Origin of the sequence: Geobacillus sp. DSP4a, assembly GCF_013096875.1 — a bacterium.
Classification (GTDB): Bacteria; Bacillota; Bacilli; order Bacillales; family Anoxybacillaceae; genus Geobacillus; species Geobacillus thermophilus.
This window is the reverse complement of sequence record NZ_SDLD01000053.1, coordinates 1-16,210: the sequence shown is the minus strand read 5'-3', so window position 1 is coordinate 16,210 and position 16,210 is coordinate 1. Positions and strand designations below refer to the sequence as shown.

General features: G+C 54.9%; 11 protein-coding genes, 7 tRNA genes, 1 rRNA gene and 1 pseudogene. 2 read left to right on the top strand and 18 right to left on the bottom strand.

Annotated features, from left to right (window positions below):
- Positions 1-221: 221 nt before the first annotated feature.
- From ETC02_RS14700 to ETC02_RS14680, 5 genes and pseudogenes are all read right to left on the bottom strand, one after another.
- Entirely contained in the window at positions 222-1,415 is a 1,194-nt protein-coding gene (locus ETC02_RS14700; RefSeq protein WP_050367260.1) for an acyl-CoA dehydrogenase family protein, read from the bottom strand.
- Positions 1,416-1,486: 71 nt separating this feature from the next.
- A complete protein-coding gene (locus ETC02_RS14695; protein WP_063211265.1) occupies positions 1,487-2,986 on the bottom strand; it encodes an aminotransferase class V-fold PLP-dependent enzyme in 1,500 nt (499 codons plus the stop codon).
- Positions 2,987-3,108: 122 nt separating this feature from the next.
- Entirely contained in the window at positions 3,109-3,552 is a 444-nt protein-coding gene (locus tag ETC02_RS14690; protein WP_050367261.1) for an acyl-CoA thioesterase, read from the bottom strand.
- 181 nt (positions 3,553-3,733) lie between these two features.
- The gene (locus tag ETC02_RS14685) at positions 3,734-5,146 is read right to left on the bottom strand and encodes a Na+/H+ antiporter NhaC family protein (RefSeq protein WP_063211263.1); all 1,413 of its coding nucleotides are present in this window, start codon (positions 5,144-5,146) and stop codon (positions 3,734-3,736) included.
- Positions 5,147-5,366: 220 nt separating this feature from the next.
- A pseudogene (locus tag ETC02_RS14680) lies at positions 5,367-5,648 on the bottom strand (alpha-amylase family glycosyl hydrolase); the annotation flags it as partial.
- 175 nt (positions 5,649-5,823) lie between these two features.
- On the opposite strand from ETC02_RS14680, the gene ETC02_RS14675 reads away from it, so the two are divergent.
- Positions 5,824-6,543, top strand: coding sequence for a MerR family transcriptional regulator (locus ETC02_RS14675; protein ID WP_033014107.1), 720 nt, complete (start codon positions 5,824-5,826; stop codon positions 6,541-6,543).
- 200 nt (positions 6,544-6,743) lie between these two features.
- Here ETC02_RS14675 and parC read toward each other — a convergent pair whose 3' ends face one another.
- The 5 genes from parC to ETC02_RS14650 form a co-directional block, all read right to left on the bottom strand.
- Positions 6,744-9,188 (bottom strand): DNA topoisomerase IV subunit A, encoded by a 2,445-nt coding sequence (parC, locus tag ETC02_RS14670; RefSeq protein WP_171698386.1) that lies wholly within the window; start codon positions 9,186-9,188, stop codon positions 6,744-6,746.
- Between the two features lie 61 nt (positions 9,189-9,249).
- Positions 9,250-11,187 (bottom strand): DNA topoisomerase IV subunit B, encoded by a 1,938-nt coding sequence (gene parE / locus ETC02_RS14665; RefSeq protein WP_171698385.1) that lies wholly within the window; start codon positions 11,185-11,187, stop codon positions 9,250-9,252.
- Between the two features lie 175 nt (positions 11,188-11,362).
- Complete coding sequence (locus ETC02_RS14660) at positions 11,363-11,782, bottom strand: CoA-binding protein (RefSeq protein WP_050367263.1); 420 nt, start codon at positions 11,780-11,782, stop codon at positions 11,363-11,365.
- A gap of 114 nt (positions 11,783-11,896) precedes the next feature.
- Positions 11,897-13,573 carry an ABC1 kinase family protein gene (locus ETC02_RS14655; RefSeq protein ID WP_050367264.1) on the bottom strand — a complete coding sequence of 559 codons (1,677 nt, stop codon included), beginning with the start codon at positions 13,571-13,573 and terminating at the stop codon, positions 11,897-11,899.
- 45 nt (positions 13,574-13,618) lie between these two features.
- Positions 13,619-13,918 (bottom strand): phasin family protein, encoded by a 300-nt coding sequence (locus ETC02_RS14650; protein WP_050367265.1) that lies wholly within the window; start codon positions 13,916-13,918, stop codon positions 13,619-13,621.
- A 180-nt stretch (positions 13,919-14,098) separates the two neighbouring features.
- Here ETC02_RS14650 and ETC02_RS14645 point away from each other — a divergent pair, with 180 nt between their 5' ends.
- Positions 14,099-14,947, top strand: coding sequence for an MBL fold metallo-hydrolase (locus ETC02_RS14645; RefSeq protein WP_050367266.1), 849 nt, complete (start codon positions 14,099-14,101; stop codon positions 14,945-14,947).
- A 229-nt stretch (positions 14,948-15,176) separates the two neighbouring features.
- On the opposite strand, the gene ETC02_RS14640 is transcribed toward ETC02_RS14645, so the two are convergent.
- The 8 genes from ETC02_RS14640 to rrf form a co-directional block, all read right to left on the bottom strand.
- A tRNA-Ile gene (locus ETC02_RS14640) sits at positions 15,177-15,250 on the bottom strand.
- Between the two features lie 18 nt (positions 15,251-15,268).
- Positions 15,269-15,350 (bottom strand) — tRNA-Tyr (locus ETC02_RS14635).
- Positions 15,351-15,360: 10 nt separating this feature from the next.
- A tRNA-Thr gene (locus tag ETC02_RS14630) sits at positions 15,361-15,433 on the bottom strand.
- Between the two features lie 294 nt (positions 15,434-15,727).
- Positions 15,728-15,820, bottom strand: a tRNA-Ser gene (locus tag ETC02_RS14625).
- A 17-nt stretch (positions 15,821-15,837) separates the two neighbouring features.
- Positions 15,838-15,920, bottom strand: a tRNA-Leu gene (locus ETC02_RS14620).
- A gap of 6 nt (positions 15,921-15,926) precedes the next feature.
- Positions 15,927-15,998 (bottom strand) — tRNA-Ala (locus ETC02_RS14615).
- Between the two features lie 4 nt (positions 15,999-16,002).
- A tRNA-Val gene (locus ETC02_RS14610) sits at positions 16,003-16,077 on the bottom strand.
- A gap of 9 nt (positions 16,078-16,086) precedes the next feature.
- Positions 16,087-16,203: ribosomal RNA gene (gene rrf, locus ETC02_RS14605) — 5S ribosomal RNA — on the bottom strand.
- Positions 16,204-16,210: the final 7 nt, after the last annotated feature.

The window sequence follows — 16,210 nt, the reverse complement described above, 5'->3', positions numbered from 1 at the left end:
ATGGTTTCACCTCCTATGTTTATTGTATTCTATTGCCATCCAAAGAAGAAAGAGAAAAACAGAAAAACCGAACGCCATTCATCCCCCACCTGTAGAGGTGGGGGACTTCTGGCTGATTTATGTTAAAAAACCGCTGTCCCTCGCATTTAGGGACAGCGGTTTCGATTTGTCTGGAAAACACACGTTGAATGTTCTTGAGTCAACCTGCATTGGTTGGCTGCTTAGGCGTCAGCTTTTGCGCGCGTTCGACTGCCGGCAAGCGCCCGCTTGGCGAGCCACGCGATCGTCAAGTCGTCAGCCGGCGGGTTATGGAGTCCGGCGCGCACGTCTCGGTAATAGCGCCCAAGCGGACTATCAGCATACAAACTTTGTCCCCCGACGATGCGCATCGCCCAATCGACAACCTCGAGCGCGGTATTCGTCGCAATGAACTTGGCGGTTGCCAGTTCCTCTTTCATTTCATGACGTTTGTCAGGGTATCGATCCCATAAATCGGCGATGCTATACAGAAAATGACGGGCGTGAACGAGGCGCCACTCCATCTCGGCGATTTTCCGCTGCACCTCCGGCGTCGAGGCGATCGGCTGCGACAACGTGTTCGGTTGGTACGTTTGGGCAAAGCGGAGCGCCTCATTGCGGGCGGCGATGGCGATCCCTAAGTAGCATGCCGGAACATGCAAAAGCCATCCTTGTGCCGGTGCTGCACCGACCGGTTTCTCCAGCATCTCCACGAGCGCTTCCGGTTCAACCTCGACGCCATCAAGGATGAGGTCATCGCTGCGCGTCGCCTTCATGCCGAGCGTGTGCCATGTCGGCTCAATGCGAAGCCCCGGGGTTTTCATCGGGACAAGAAATTCGCCGACCTCGCCGCTGCTGTCAATCGTGGCGGAAATTAGCACGTAATCGAGTGCCGGCGCCAATGACGCAAACGCTTTTCGCCCATGAAGCACCCAGCGGCCGTTGCGGAAACAAGCGGTTGTTGTTGGTTTTCCCCCGCGCGCCGGGCTGCCGGTTGCCCGTTCAGAATGGGCGCTGTTTATCAACACATGGCGTTCCGTGATCTCGCTGGCCAGGCGGATGAGCACCGCTTCCGGCCAGCGGCGCAGCAAATACAGGCGCATGACAATGCTTAAATGCCAACCGAGTGACAAGGCGGTGGCGCCGTCGCCTTGGGCCAGCGTCTCTTGCACGAGCACGAGCTCGTACAGCGAGGCCCCGCCGCCTCCGTATTCGGCCGGGACGGTCAACGACAGAAATCCGGCTTCTTTTAACAGAGCGAAGTTGGCAAACGGAAACTCGGCCCGCTCATCATAATGCGCTGCGCGGGCGGAAAACTGTTCAGCGAGGCGCCATGCCCGGCGGTGAAGCTCTTCTTCCCGTTCGGTCCGCACAAGCAAATGGTACAATTCGTTCATCGTTCTCCCCTTCTTTTTTCCAGGATGCCTCTATTGTACCGGTTTTGCATTGGTGAGGAAATGAAAATGCATTACAACAGAAAGAAATGGCGGACATATCGGTCATCGTGGCGATGGACAAACTCGTTTTTCTCCGCATCGTATACATACTCCTCTTGCCAGCGGGCGCCATGGCGGGCGATTTGGCGGACGGCATGAAGGATCGTATACACTTCTTCATTCGTCATCGTCGGATGAAGCGACACGCGCACCCAGCCCGGTTTTGCCAACAAGTTGCCGCTTTTGACTTCGTTGAGCAAGGCGGCGGACTGCTCTTGATCGATGCCAAGCAAATAATGGCCGTACGGCCCGGCGCATGAACAACCGCCGCGCGCTTGGATGCCGAAACGATCGTTGAGCAACTTGACGATGATGTTGTAGTGCAGCCCGTCGATGACAAACGAAATGATGCCAAGCCGGTCATCCCGATGCCCTTCCAGCACCCGGACGCCGGGAATGTCTTTTAACGCCGGCAATAGGAGCGATACGAGCTCCTGTTCGCGGGCGCGCATTCGTTTTATGTTCATTTGCTCTTTCAGCTGGATGGCGAGCGCTGCTTTGATCGTTTGCCAAAACGGCGGCGTTCCCCCGTCTTCCCGCTCTTCGATCGCCTCTACGTATTCGTAATGCCCCCACGGGTCGGTCCAATACACCGTTCCGCCTCCTGGATGGTCAGGCGCCTTTTGGTCATACAGCCGGCTGTCAAAGAGAAGCACTCCTGCGCTTCCCGGTCCGCCAAGAAATTTGTGCGGCGAAAAATAAATGGCATCTAGCTGTTCCATCGGGTCATCCGGGTGCATATCGATGCGCACATACGGGGCGGAAGCGGCAAAGTCGACGAAGCAAAGCCCGCCATATTCATGCATCAGTTTCGCCAAGGCATGATACGGCGTTTCGATCCCAGTTACGTTCGAGCAGGCGGTGAATGCGCCGATCTTTTGCGGCCGATCGCGGTAGCGCTCGAGCAGCTCGCGCAAATGGTCAAGATCGACATCCCCGTTTTGGGTCGGCCGAATCGTCACGACTTCAGCGATCGTTTCCGCCCACGGCAGCAGATTCGAGTGGTGTTCCATATGGGTGACGAACACGACCGGGCGCTCGTCATCCGCCAGCACCAAGCGCCGTTTCCACCGCTCCGGCACGCGCAAGCCAAGCAGGCGCTGCAGCTTGTTGACGGCGCTTGTGGTCCCGGCGCCTTGCATGATCAAAACATCGCTTTTTTTGGCATGGACGTGTTGTTTGATGAGTTCTTTCGCATAGCGATACGCAAGCGTCATTTTCGTCCCGGTCACGTTCGACTCAGTATGGGTGTTGCCGACGAACGGGCCGAGTTCACGGGCCATTTTCTCCTCAATCGGGCGATACAGCCGTCCGCTTGCCGTCCAGTCGGCGTAAAGAAGCCGCTGCTCGCCAAACGGGGTGGAAAACGGATGAAAGCGGCCGATCGTTCCGTCGCGAAACGGCTGAAAATACGTCTCGAGCTCACCGCGGCACGTATACGTCGCATGGCCAATCGTCGCCCGAATCATCATCACTGCTCCCCCTTTCCGCAATCAGCCTATTCTCAATACAGAGTATGTATCCTTTTGACGATTGGTCCAGAAAAAACAACAATCCGCCGGGTGGGCGGATCGTTCAAACAATCTAAAGAGGATTATACATTTTTGGGCGGGTTGCACGGCGCGGCTTGTTCAGTGGAAACAAGGTACTCCGCCAGCCGCGCCCGCAGCTCGTCCGGGAGCGGTTCGCTTGTTTGGGTATGGAAGTTAAAATGGACGACGACCGCCTCTCCGAGGGCAATGAGCGTACCTGTTTCCTCCTCGACGATGCGATGGATGCATTGAAAGCTTTTGTTGCCAATGCGGGAGACATTCGTTTCCACCCGCAACCGCCGCCCGAAAAACGCTTGGCGAATAAAGTCGCACTTCGTAGACGCCAAAACAAAGTGCCATTCGTCCGTACGTCCGCCGTGGCTCAGCTCATCGAACAAACGGGTGCGCGCTTCTTCCAAATAAATAAAATAGCTGATGTTGCTTAAATGTCCGAGCGCGTCTGTTTCACAAAAACGCGGATTGACCGTAATCGTGTGCGTTTTCATTCGTGTTCCCTCTCCCTTTTTGACGGCAGACACAGCAGTGTGTCTACCAACTAGTCAGTATGTTATTTTTATCATAGCTTAATTCGCTTATGGATGCAACTGTTTTGTTTTTGATATTTGATGATTTAGAACATAGTTTAGATAGAGGTGAGGAGCAGGAGAGCGAAGCGTTCGCTTCTCCTCACCCGGCCCAAAGCGGAAGCAGCACGTACCCGGCAAGCGACAGCCCGGCGCCAATCAAGGAAATGCGCAGTTTGTATTTCGCATAGTTCATCAAGTCCATATCCATGATGGCGGCTGTCGTGATGGTCGTATCGCCAAGCGGCGAGGCAAACGCGCCGAACGTTCCGCTCGCAAACACCGCGCCGACCGTCATCTCAAGCGGTGCTCCAGTCGCGTGCGCGAGCGTGACGCCAAGCGGCATGAAAATGCCCCATGTCCCCCACGAGGACCCGATAAAATACGCCAAAAACGATCCGGCCAAAAACACTGCCGCGGGCACAAACGTCCCGGGAAGCCATGTCCCAAACGTCGAAGCCACGTAAGCGGTAAGGCCGAGCTCCCCCGCCACCGCGGAGACGGCCCAAACGAGAACGAGCATGCCGATCGGCGCCATCAACTCGTTGCCTCCCGCGAAAAAGTGGTAAATCAACTCCGACAGCGACTGCCTGCGCCATACATAAAACCCCATCGAGAGAAGAAGGGTCACAAACAGCGCCAACAGCATCGCCCATGTTGCATCCGCTTGCGAAAACGCTTCTAGCCAGCCGTGCGCCCCGCGCCGCCGACCATCATAGGCAAAAAAAGCGAACGTCAGCCCGAGCAGCAACGCCAGCGGGACAAAAAGGTGAAGCGGCTCTCCTGTGACAAGGGACAATTCTTTGCGCAGCCCGAGGCCGTGCAATTCGTTTGTTTTCTCCTCTCCTTTTTTCGCCCGCGGCTTGCCGATGCGGATGTTCAGCATCGTCGTCAGCAGCCCGATTATCAGCGCGATAATGGCAAACAGATTGTACGGCAAGCTGCGCAAAAAAACGCCATACGCCGGTTCATGAATATCGTTTTGCGCCAGCGCCGCCGCTACAACAGACGTCATAAAGCCGACAAACGCCGTTGCCGCCGGCAGAAGCACGATGATCGGTTCAGTGGACACATCGATGATGTACGCCATCCGGCGCCGGTCGATGCGAAACTGGCGAAGCACCGCCTTCATCACCGGACCGAGGAGCATAATGCGGAACATCGGCATAAAAAACGTCACCGGCACCGTCAACCAAACGAACAACAAAAGCCTGCGCTTCGTGCGGATGCGCCCAGACAGCTTCTCGACAAACCCTTTGATCCCACCGGTGATTTGCATCATGCCAATAAGCGAGCCGAACAAGTACAAAAACGCCGCCACCTTCATGTGTTCAACATCGCTGAGCGAATGAACAATGGCGGACAGCGCCCGCTCGATGCCGCCGACAAGCGACCGCTCAAGGCAAAACGCCCCGACAAGCAGCCCGGCTATAAGACCGGGCAAAATTTCTTTCAGCCAAATGGCGAGCGGAATGATCAAAAGAAAAGGCAATAGCGACCACCATGTTCCTTCCACACCGGCATCCCCCTTTGCGATCTTGCTGTTAACAAGGATAGCCATAATGCTGTTCGTTTATGATTTTGTTGATTATTTAGAACATAGTTTTGTTTATTAAATAACCATCGGACGCCATAAAAAAAACGCCGCGGCCCAAAGGCGCAGCGCCATGCGATTCGATTCGCGGCCCAGGCCGCCGCCGTCATTTCCGGCGCGCAAAATCGACAAATATAAGAATCACCATTTCCATCACTTCTTGCTCACTTTTGCCTTGTTCAAGCAAAATCCGGTACATATTGAGCGACTCGACGTCGCGGTAATCGCGGATATCGGTGAATTTCGGATCCGTCATACCGATTTCTTCGCCTTGGTAAATGTATGGTGTCCCTTGCATTAAATGGATCGTCGTCGCCAACATTTTGGCTGATTCTTTCCAATACGTCCCGTCATCGCCATAGCGCGACACGATGCGCGGCTGATCGTGGTTGCACCAAAAGAGTGCATTCCAGCCCCCGCCTTGTTTGTAAACATCTTCCGATGACCACCTTCATTTTTCGACAATAGTTGTTGTTTTTTTGCTAACTTCCACTTCTTTTGTTATGTTTTGTCAAGCGGCAGGAAAATCAATGACCGAGTAGGAAAATAAAACATAACGCAAATCAATGCCAAAAGACGAGAAAGGATGAGGAAATGCGATGAAAACCTATACACTCCGCGAAGCAGCGAAAAAAATCGGGACGACCGCCCGTGACTTGAAACAGTGGGAAAAGCAATTCACTCAATGGATCACCGTTCCCCGCACCAGCCAAGGGGCGCGCATTTATACCGACGAGCTGATCCATCGATTTCGTCAAATCCGTATGTTGCTCGAGGAAGGCCGCCATCCGCGCGAAATCGCGGATCTCATCACCCAGATGAACGGGCGGCCCGCCGATCCACCTGCTCCGGTGGAACCCGATGTGATGGAAGGGGAAATTATTGACGTGCCCCGTTTGTTGCGCCATGGGGCCCCGTACATAGCAGAACAGCTCGTCGCCCGCGTAAAAGACGAGCTCGTCGACGCCGTCAAGCGCGAGGCAGCCGACACCATCCAACAGGCGATGAGGGAGGTCAAAGGGCAACTCGACCACCTCGGCGAGCAGACGAGCGCTGCGGCGGAAACCGTGCGCCGCTCCCTTCAAGACTACCAAGAAGCGTGGCAGCAAAAAACCGAGCAGCTGCACGAACATTTGGAAACGGTCGTCGCCTTTTGTCACGAAGAAAAAGCGAGGCAAGAACAGGAGCGAAAACAGCTCGAACAGCGCATTATCGAGCGGGAAAAAGCTTTCCGGGAACTGGTGCTTTCCTTTCGGCAAACAGCAGCCAACACCAACGCCGGCCGCTCCCGGACGAACAAATGGTGGAAGTTTTGGTAATTCCCGAATGGAAAGGCCGCAATCGAAAAAGGGGCTCCATGAAAAGGAGCGCCCTTTTTCGTTCCCTATTTTGTTGATCAATCTCCAACATGGGCTTGGCGGCAAACAAACGCTGGTTTGAAAGCGCGGGGCTTTCGCCCGCGGTTTTCCGCCCTCAAACAACGCGCGCCGACCGACAGGCACATCCGAACGGTCCGCCCTCATCCTTCTTCTCCTTTGCCAATCCCCTTCGCCGGTTCTTTCCAGACGTCCACCACTGCTCCCGCTTCATCCGTATCGATGACAAACGAGCCGGTGGCGTAGCGGTCCGACAAGCGAAGCGACGCAGTCTCCACCATCTCCGTCGCCCCTTTTTCCGTCCGCAGCCCGACCGTCCCCTCGCTCTCGCCGACCAAAACCGCTCCGGCCACGCAGTGCGGGTTTGATTTCACTTCGCGCACGATTCGCACACCCCGCTTGGCGCGCGAGGATGGCTCAAACTCGCCTAGCGCCATTTTTTTCACCGCCCCGCGCTGCGTCGCGACAACGAGAAAACCGCGGTCTTCAGGGCGAAGCGGGCAGGCGGCGGCGACAAAGTCTCCTTCTTTTAGTTGAATCCCTTTCACCCCGGCAGCGCGCACGCCGACCAGGCTGATTTCTTCTTCGGCAAACAAAAGTGCATAGCCATCATGCGTCGCCAGCCAAAGGAGGCCGCGGCCGTCCGTCGCATAGACGGCGGCGACCTCATCATCGTCTTTCACATGGACCGCAACAAGCGGGCGCGTGTAGCGCTGCACTTGGTATTGGGAAAGCTCGGTCCGTTTCACCATCCCTTGCCTCGTGACGAAGACGAGCTGTTCGTCCGTCTCAAACGAGGAAACAGGGACAGCGGCGATGAGCTCATCGTCGCGTTCCAGCGGAATCAAGCTTGAAATATGCTGGCCGACCTCTTTCCAGCGGATGTCCGGCAGCGTATGAACCGGGCAATACAAATAATAGCCGCGGCGGGTGAACAGCAAGAGCACATCGGTCGTATTCATCTCGAGCTGGGCGAGCAGACGGTCGGTCTCCTTCATGCCGATGTCCTGACCGTTCGATGCGCTGTACGAACGGTAGCTCGTTCGTTTCACGTATCCTTCCTTTGTCACGGTCACGATCACATCTTCAGCCGGAATGAGCGCTTCAACGTTCACTTTCAGCTCTTCGATCTCCTCTTCAATCGCCGTCCGCCGCTCGTCAGCATATTGCTTTTTCATGGCCTTCAATTCTTTTTTAATGACCGACAACAGCTTGTTCTTATCGGCCAACACCGCGCTCAGCTCGGCGATCGTTTTGTCGAGCTCTTCCGCTTCCTGCCGAAGCGCGGCGATATCGGTGTTTGTCAGCCGGTAAAGCTGAAGCGTCACGATCGCTTCCGCTTGCGCCTCGGTGAACCCGTAGCCCGCCATCAGCCGATCTTTCGCATCGCGCTTGTCACTCGACGCCCGAATCGTCGCGATCACCTCATCCAAAATCGAGAGCGCTTTGATCAACCCGTCGACAATATGCTTCCGCTCGTTCGCTTTTTTGAGCTCAAAATGCGAACGGTTCGTGACGACGTCCTTCCGGTGGGCGATGTAGGCATCCAACAGCTCCGGCAAGCTCATCAGCTTCGGCCGGCGTTCATGGATCGCCACCATGTTGAAGCTGTATGGCACTTGCAAATCGGTGTTTTTGTATAAATAGTTAAGGATCGCCTCGGCATCGGCGTCTTTTTTCAGCTCGATGACGATCGACAGCCCGTTCCGGTCCGTTTCATCGCGGACGTCAGCAATGCCGTCGAGCTTTTTGTCCAAACGAAGCTCGTCAATTTTTTTCACCAAATTCGCCTTGTTCACTTCATACGGCAACTCCGTGATGACAATCTGCTTTTTCCCGCCTCTCGCCTGCTCGATGGCGGCTTTGGCGCGGATGATGATTTTCCCGCGGCCGGTCTCATACGCCTTGCGGATGCCGTCTTTCCCCTGGATGATGCCGCCGGTCGGAAAATCAGGGCCGGGAAGGACGGTCATCAGCTCCTCAACCGTGCAATCCGGCCGGTCAATCCGCATCAGGACAGCATCGATCACCTCGCCGAGCGCATGCGGCGGAATGTCGGTCGCATAGCCGGCCGAAATCCCGGTCGAGCCATTCACCAACAAGTTCGGAAACATCGCCGGCAAGACGGTCGGCTCCTCCGTCGTATCGTCAAAGTTCGGCACAAACGCGACCGTTTGCTTGTCAATGTCGCGCAATAACTCAGCGGCGATCGCCGACAAGCGCGCTTCCGTGTAGCGCATCGCCGCCGGCGGGTCGCCGTCGAGGCTGCCGTTGTTGCCATGCATTTCAATCAGCACGTTGCGCAGCTTCCACTCTTGGCTCATCCGCACCATCGCCTCGTACACTGACGAGTCGCCATGCGGATGAAAATTGCCGATCACGTTCCCAACCGTTTTCGCCGCCTTACGAAACGGTTTATCGGCCGTGTTGCCATCGATGTACATCGCATACAAAATGCGGCGCTGCACGGGCTTCAGCCCGTCGCGCGCATCGGGCAGCGCCCGGTCTTGGATGATGTATTTGCTGTAGCGGCCGAAGCGGTCGCCAAGCACGTCTTCTAACGGCAATTCCAACAATCGCTCTGCCATCATACCTCTCCTTTCCTACAAGACATCGGCGCAATCATGGCGGCGTCTTTTCGCGCCGCCATCAGCCGATCCACCCTGGCTCTTCCTCAAGCCCAAAGGCAACATGCGTTTCAATCCATTTGCGGCGCGGCTCGACTTTATCGCCCATCAGTGTCGTCACCCGCCGCTCGGCGCGAGCCGCATCTTCAATGCGCACGCGGATCAACGTGCGCGTTTCCGGATTCATCGTCGTTTCCCACAATTGATCGGCGTTCATTTCGCCAAGCCCTTTGTAGCGCTGAATCGTATAGCCGCGGCCCATTCGTTTCGTGATTTCCCGCAATTGCTCATCTGTCCATGCGTATTCGATGACTTCCTTTTTGCCGCTTTTTTTGCTGATTTTATAAAGCGGCGGCAAGGCGATGTACACTTTTCCCGCTTCAATGAGCGGACGCATGTAGCGGTAAAAAAACGTCAAAAGCAGCACTTGAATATGGGCGCCGTCCGTGTCGGCGTCGGTCATAATGATCACTTTGTCGTAGTTGACATCATCGAGCGAAAAATCAGCGCCGACGCCGCCGCCGATGGCGTGGATGATCGTATTGATTTCCTCGTTTTTCAAAATATCGCCAAGCTTCGCCTTTTCCGTGTTGATGACTTTCCCGCGCAGCGGAAGGACCGCCTGGAAGCGGCGGTCGCGCCCTTGTTTCGCCGAACCGCCCGCCGAATCGCCTTCGACCAAATACAGCTCGTTTTTTTGCGGATTGCGCCCTTGCGCCGGCGTCAGCTTGCCGCTTAAGAGCGCCTCTTTCCCTTTCCGCTTTTTGCCGCTTCTCGCCTCTTCGCGCGCTTTGCGGGCCGCTTCGCGCGCTTGGTACGCCCGGATCGCTTTTTTGATGAGCATCGTGCTCACGTCCGGATTTTCTTGCAAAAAGTACGTCAATTGCTCGGAAACAACCGCATCGACGGCTGAACGCGCCTCGCTCGTTCCGAGCTTGCCTTTCGTCTGCCCTTCAAACTGAAGCAAATGCTCCGGGATGCGCACCGAGACGATCGCCGACAGCCCTTCGCGAATATCCGTTCCTTCTAAATTTTTATCCTTTTCCTTAAGCAAGCCGACGCGGCGGGCGTATTCGTTAAAGACGCGCGTCATCGCCGTTTTCGCCCCGGCTTCATGCGTCCCGCCGTCTTTTGTGCGCACGTTGTTGACAAATGACAAGACGTTTTCCGAGTAACCATCATGGAACTGAAACGCAAACTCGACCTCAATGCCGTTTTGCTCACCAGAAAAATACACAACCGGGTGGAGCACATCTTTCTCCTCATTCAAATAGGCCACAAACGCTTCAATCCCGTTTTCGTAATGGAACACCTCCCGCATGCCGGTCCGTTCGTCAACGAGCTCAATTTTCAGCCCTTTTAACAAAAACGCCGACTCGCGCAGCCGTTCGCTCAAGGTTTCGTAATTGAACACCGTTGTGCTGAAAATCGTTGGGTCCGGCTTAAATTGAATGATGGTTCCGGTTTTGTTCGTTGTGCCGATTTTCTCTAGCGTCGTCACCGGTTTGCCTCCATGCTCAAACCGTTGGCGGTACATGAAGCCGTCGCGATGAATCGTGACGACGAGCCATTCCGACAAAGCGTTGACAACCGAAGCCCCGACTCCGTGCAGGCCGCCGCTCGTTTTATAGCCGCCTTGGCCGAATTTGCCGCCGGCATGAAGCACGGTCAAAATGACCTCCGGCGTCGGCTTGCCAAGCTTATGCATCCCGACCGGCATGCCGCGCCCTTCATCAAGGACGGTGATGCTGTTATCTTTATGTATTTGCACCAAAATGTAATTTCCATATCCGGCCAACGCTTCATCGACCGAGTTGTCGACGATTTCATAAACAAGATGATGCAACCCGCGGCTGTCGGTGCTGCCGATGTACATCCCTGGCCGCTTCCTCACCGCCTCAAGCCCTTCTAACACTTGAATGGCATCTTCGTTATAGTCATGTATCGCTTGCTTTGCCACAAGCCCACCCCTTTCTGCCAAAACAAGAACATCTGTTTCTGTTTTATTGTATCATAAAATGACCAGCTGTCCATTGTCTTTTGACACCGCTTGACAAAATCGGACAACGGCGCCTGAAAAACGAAAGGACCATCTTAGAGAAGATGGCCGTTTCGTCAATGGCGCGCTTTGCCTGTTACGGGCGTTTTGTAAGCGCATGTTCTACTTTAATGCAGCGATCCATAATCACCGTATAGCCTTTTTCTTTTAAAAACGCGTATGCTTCTTCATTGACGACGCCAAGCTGCGCCCAAAATACGTCCGCGTCGATTTGCACAAACTCGCGGGCGAGCTCCGGCAAATGTTCGGAACGGCGAAACACATCGACGATATCGACATGTCCTTCGATATCCGTCAGTTTGTCGACCGCTGGAATGCCTTCCCATTCCTCGATCATCGGATTAACCGGAATGATTTCGTATCCGGCGTCTTTCATCGCCTTCGCCACCATATACGACTCGCGCTCGGGATTGTTGGACAAGCCGACAATGGCAATCCGCTTCGCCTTGCGCAAAATGTCGCCGATTTCTTCCCGGCTTGGGTTGACAATGGGCATCGGGTTCTCTCCTTCCCTCTTTGGTTTTGCAGTACTTGTTTCGCGATCGAGAAAGAAAAATCCTTCTATGAGACAGAAAATGGTTTAGCCCTTTTTAACATTGTGCAACAAACGCTAAAACTTTCCCGAACGAAAAATCGAGTAAAGCAGCCAACCAAAAAGAAAAGCGGACACACCTAATCCGATTTCAACAGCAGGAATTTTCCATAGCAGCATCGACTGCCGTCCGAACGATGAAGCGATCATCATGCCAGCCATGACGATGCTCCACGAAAGAAGAACGATGCTAATGGACAGTCGGTTGCTAATTTGATCAAGTTTGTGCAAAAACGCCTCAAGGTCTGACGCTGTCATCTCGAGCTGAAGTTTGCCGCGCCGCATGATTTTGGCCAGCTCCTTTACACTGTCCGGCAGCCGAAGGAGCATCTCGCCATAATCGGCGACGCGCCTCCACGCTGTCTCCGCCACCCGGTCAGGCCGAAGACGGTCTTTCAACAGCTTCCGCCCAAACGGCTCCGCCACATCCATGATGCGAAACTGCGGATCAAGCATTTCCACCACCCCTTCGACCGTCAACAGCGCTTTGCCTAACAGCGTCAAGTCGCTCGGAATGCGAATGCCATGCCGAAACGCCACCGAAAGCAAATCCTCGACGGCTTCACCAAGGCTAATCTCACCGAGCGGGACGCGGTAGTATTTCTCTCGCAGATCGTCAATGTCATCGCGCAGCTTCTCCTCATCGGCCTCATCCGGGACGAGTCCCAGGCCGTAAATCGCGGCCAACACCCCATCGGTGCTTTGCCGCATCAAGGCGATAATCAGCGACGAAAGATGATGCCTGACATTCGGACGAAGCCGGCCCATCAAACCGAAATCGATAAAGGCCAGCACTCCGTCGGAGAGAACGAACACATTTCCAGGATGGGGGTCGCCATGGAAAAAGCCGTGCTCAAACATTTGCTTTAACACTGTTTTCGTCAACCGCTCCGCCAATGCTTTGAGAGAGTATCCTTCTTCTTTCAGCCGCTCGATTTCCCCGAGCTTGATCCCTTCAACGTATTCCATTGTAAGCACCGTCTTTGTTGTATAATCCCAAAAGACGCCTGGCACATACACCAACGAATCGCCGGCAAACTGTTCCGCAAACGCTGCCGCATGGCGCGCCTCGACTGTATAATCCAGCTCCTGCCGTAATGAACGCGCCAGTTCATCGACAATCTCAGACAATTGGTAGGTTGCCGCCCAATCGAGACGGCGTTCCGCCAGCACGGCCAAATCTTGCAAAATTTCCAGATCCGTCTCCACCCGCGCAGCGATGTGCGGGCGCTGCACTTTCACCGCCACGGCCTGTCCGGAAGGAAGAACCGCCCGGTGCACTTGTCCAAGCGAAGCGGCAGCGAGCGGCATTTCCTCAAATGAACGAAAGAGTGTTTCCAGCGAACTTCCAAACTCCGCTTCGACAATCCGGCGGACATCGGCAAACGGAAACGGCGGAACTTGGTCTTGCAGCTTTTCGAGCTCACTGATGATCGGAGCGGGAATCAAATCCGGCCGTGTGCTAGCAATTTGCCCGAGCTTCACGAACGTCGGGCCGAGCTCCTCGAGCACAAGGCGGAGCCGCTCCCCAACCGTTTTTCCTTCCTTTTTCCCTTGCTCCGCTCTCCATCGCGGCGGCAACGAAAGAAACGACGAAAAGCCGAGCTCATCGACGATCATCCCGAATCCGTGCCGAAGCAAGGAGGCGGCGATTTCGTGGTACCTTCCGATATGGCGCACCCGTTTCCCGATCATCCGATCATCTCCCTTAGAGCGTCAAACAGCAGTCAAAAAAGCCCGTTACTCTCCGCTTTGTTCCTTTTCTTCAAGACGGCGGATTCGCTCCTCGAGCTGCCGCACGTCTTCTTTCGTCGCCAAGTCGAGTTTATCGATCACCTGCTTGATTTGCTCGCGTACAAGCCGCTGCACTTCCGCTTTCCGCGCTTCGGTTTGCTGCTTCCATTGATCGATCACTTCCTTCGATTCATCAAGCGACAACTCTCCTTTTTTGACCAACTCATCGATCAATTTTTCCGCTTGTTCTTTGCTGGCAATGGCGAGTCCAAGCCCAAACGCCAATCCTTTTTTCAAAATGCTCATCCTGTTTTCCTCCTTTCCTCCTTTCCTTTATAGTACCATTATTTGGCGGGGCATGTCGAGCAAGCGGCCAAAGAGGAAAAAGCGGAAGGTGTTTTCCGTTCGAACCTAGCGTTGCATATCCCGCTTCTCGATAAGGAATCCTATCGATGGGCTATCCATTCGTGCAAGGAGGGAGTTCCCATGGCAGAGGAACAACTGCACTACGGAGAAGACTATCGTTTCATACCTGCGACGTCAGCAGCGAGCGGCCTCGGAGTCAGCGTGCTGCCCGATTTGTACTGCCATACGATCCAAATCGTGAACATTTGTCTTGTCGGCCGCCCGGACGACCGCGCGTTTGTATTAGTCGACGCTGGCATGCCGGGATCAGCCGATGACATTGTTTCAGTCGTGGAAGACCGCTTTGGCAGCGGCAGCCGCCCGCAAGCCATTGTTTTAACCCACGGCCATTTTGACCACGTTGGAGCGATTGTTGAGCTTGTCAAGCATTGGAATGTCCCGGTGTATGCCCATCCGGCTGAACTGCCGTATTTGACTGGAAAGGCGAGCTATCCTGAACCTGACGCTTCCGTCGAGGGCGGCTTCATCGCCAAAATATCACCGTTTTTCCCAAATGAACCGATTCAACTGGGCGATCGCGTTCATCCGCTGCCAGAGGACGGCACCGTTCCGCACTTGCCGGAGTTCCGCTGGATCCACACACCGGGGCACACGCCAGGCCACATTTCGTTATTTCGGCCGCGCGACGCCGCTTTAATCGCCGGCGACGCGTTCGTCACCGTCCGCCAAGACTCGCTGTACAAAGTATTGACCCAGCAAACCGAAATTACCGGCCCGCCGCGCTACTATACGACCGACTGGACGGCCGCCCGCGAGTCGGTGCGCAAGTTAGCCGCACTCTTTCCGTCAGTCGCCATCACCGGACACGGTGCTCCTGTCGCCGGCAAAGAGCTGCGTGAAGGGTTGACAAAACTCGCCCGTAATTTTGACCGTATCGCTACCCCTGATTATGGGAAGTACGTCCATTAGGCAAACGGACTATCGTTCTGTGAACGGCTTCTAGTTTTGTTTGAAGCGGAAGTTTCTCTGCTAAAACCACTTTCAAGTAAAAACCAAGGGAGGGTGTCTGAACGGGGGCACCCTTTCGTTGACATGTGAAAGTTAGAGGATTCTCCATGGAGATGGTAGAGCACATTATGCCTTTAGCGACAACGCAAAAAAGACGACAAGAATCATTCTTGTCGTCCATCATAAGTGATGGGCCTAAGTGGACTTGAACCACCGACCTCACGCTTATCAGGCGTGCGCTCTAACCAGCTGAGCTATAGGCCCGCTTATAAGAAATAAAAATGGAGGGGGACGGATTCGAACCGCCGAACCCAAAGGGAGCGGATTTACAGTCCGCCGCGTTTAGCCACTTCGCTACCCCTCCGTAATCGTGATGCCGACTGCAGGACTCGAACCCGCAACCTACTGATTACGATTCAGTTGCTCTACCAATTGAGCTAAGTCGGCATAAAATAAATGCAAGAAGGTGGCTCATTGTTGTGCTCTGTGCCTCTTCCTCTACAAGCTGTTTCGAGGAAGCAGGATGCGTCGAGGCAACTCGAAGCCGACTCGACGAAGCAGGTGCTCGTCTCTACCAATTGAGCTAAGTCGGCATGATAGAAGTAGACCGTGACTCCTTGGCTTCTGTTGTGTCCCTTCCTCTCCCAGCCCATTCGAAGACGCTGGATGCGTCGGGACAACTCGAAGCCGACTCGACGAAGCAGGTGCTCGTCTCTACCAATTGAGCTAAGTCAATATTTATGGCGGAGGAGGAGGGATTCGAACCCCCGCGGGCTGTGACACCCCTATCGGTTTTCGAAACCGACCCCTTCAGCCAGACTTGGGTACTCCTCCATAGCTGTTTGGAGCGATGCGGTCGAGAGGACTTGAACCTCCACGGGGTTGCCCCCACTAGGCCCTCAACCTAGCGCGTCTGCCATTCCGCCACGACCGCATACGATGGAGCGTAGGGGATTTGAACCCCTGACCTCTTCGCTGCCAGCGAAGCGTTCTCCCCCTGAACTAACGCCCCATGATGGTGGAGTATACTGGGATCGAACCAGTGACCCCCACGCTGTCAACGTGGTGCTCTCCCGCTGAGCTAATACTCCACGTTGTTTGCCTAGCAGCGACCTACTCTTGCAGGGGCGCTGGCCCCAACTACCATCGGCGCTGGAGGGCTTAACTTCCGTGTTCGGGATGGGAACGGGTGTTTCCCCTCCGCTATCACCACTAGGCAATGGC

Coding starts and splice junctions, on each gene's coding strand:
- ETC02_RS14655 (WP_050367264.1), bottom strand. CDS start 13,573: ATGATCGGGAAACGGGTGCGCCATATCGGAAGGTACCACGAAATCGCC.
- ETC02_RS14675 (WP_033014107.1), top strand. CDS start 5,824: ATGAAAACCTATACACTCCGCGAAGCAGCGAAAAAAATCGGGACGACC.
- ETC02_RS14650 (WP_050367265.1), bottom strand. CDS start 13,918: ATGAGCATTTTGAAAAAAGGATTGGCGTTTGGGCTTGGACTCGCCATT.
- ETC02_RS14690 (WP_050367261.1), bottom strand. CDS start 3,552: ATGAAAACGCACACGATTACGGTCAATCCGCGTTTTTGTGAAACAGAC.
- ETC02_RS14700 (WP_050367260.1), bottom strand. CDS start 1,415: ATGAACGAATTGTACCATTTGCTTGTGCGGACCGAACGGGAAGAAGAG.
- ETC02_RS14660 (WP_050367263.1), bottom strand. CDS start 11,782: ATGCCCATTGTCAACCCAAGCCGGGAAGAAATCGGCGACATTTTGCGC.
- ETC02_RS14645 (WP_050367266.1), top strand. CDS start 14,099: ATGGCAGAGGAACAACTGCACTACGGAGAAGACTATCGTTTCATACCT.
- parC (WP_171698386.1), bottom strand. CDS start 9,188: ATGGCAGAGCGATTGTTGGAATTGCCGTTAGAAGACGTGCTTGGCGAC.
- ETC02_RS14695 (WP_063211265.1), bottom strand. CDS start 2,986: ATGATGATTCGGGCGACGATTGGCCATGCGACGTATACGTGCCGCGGT.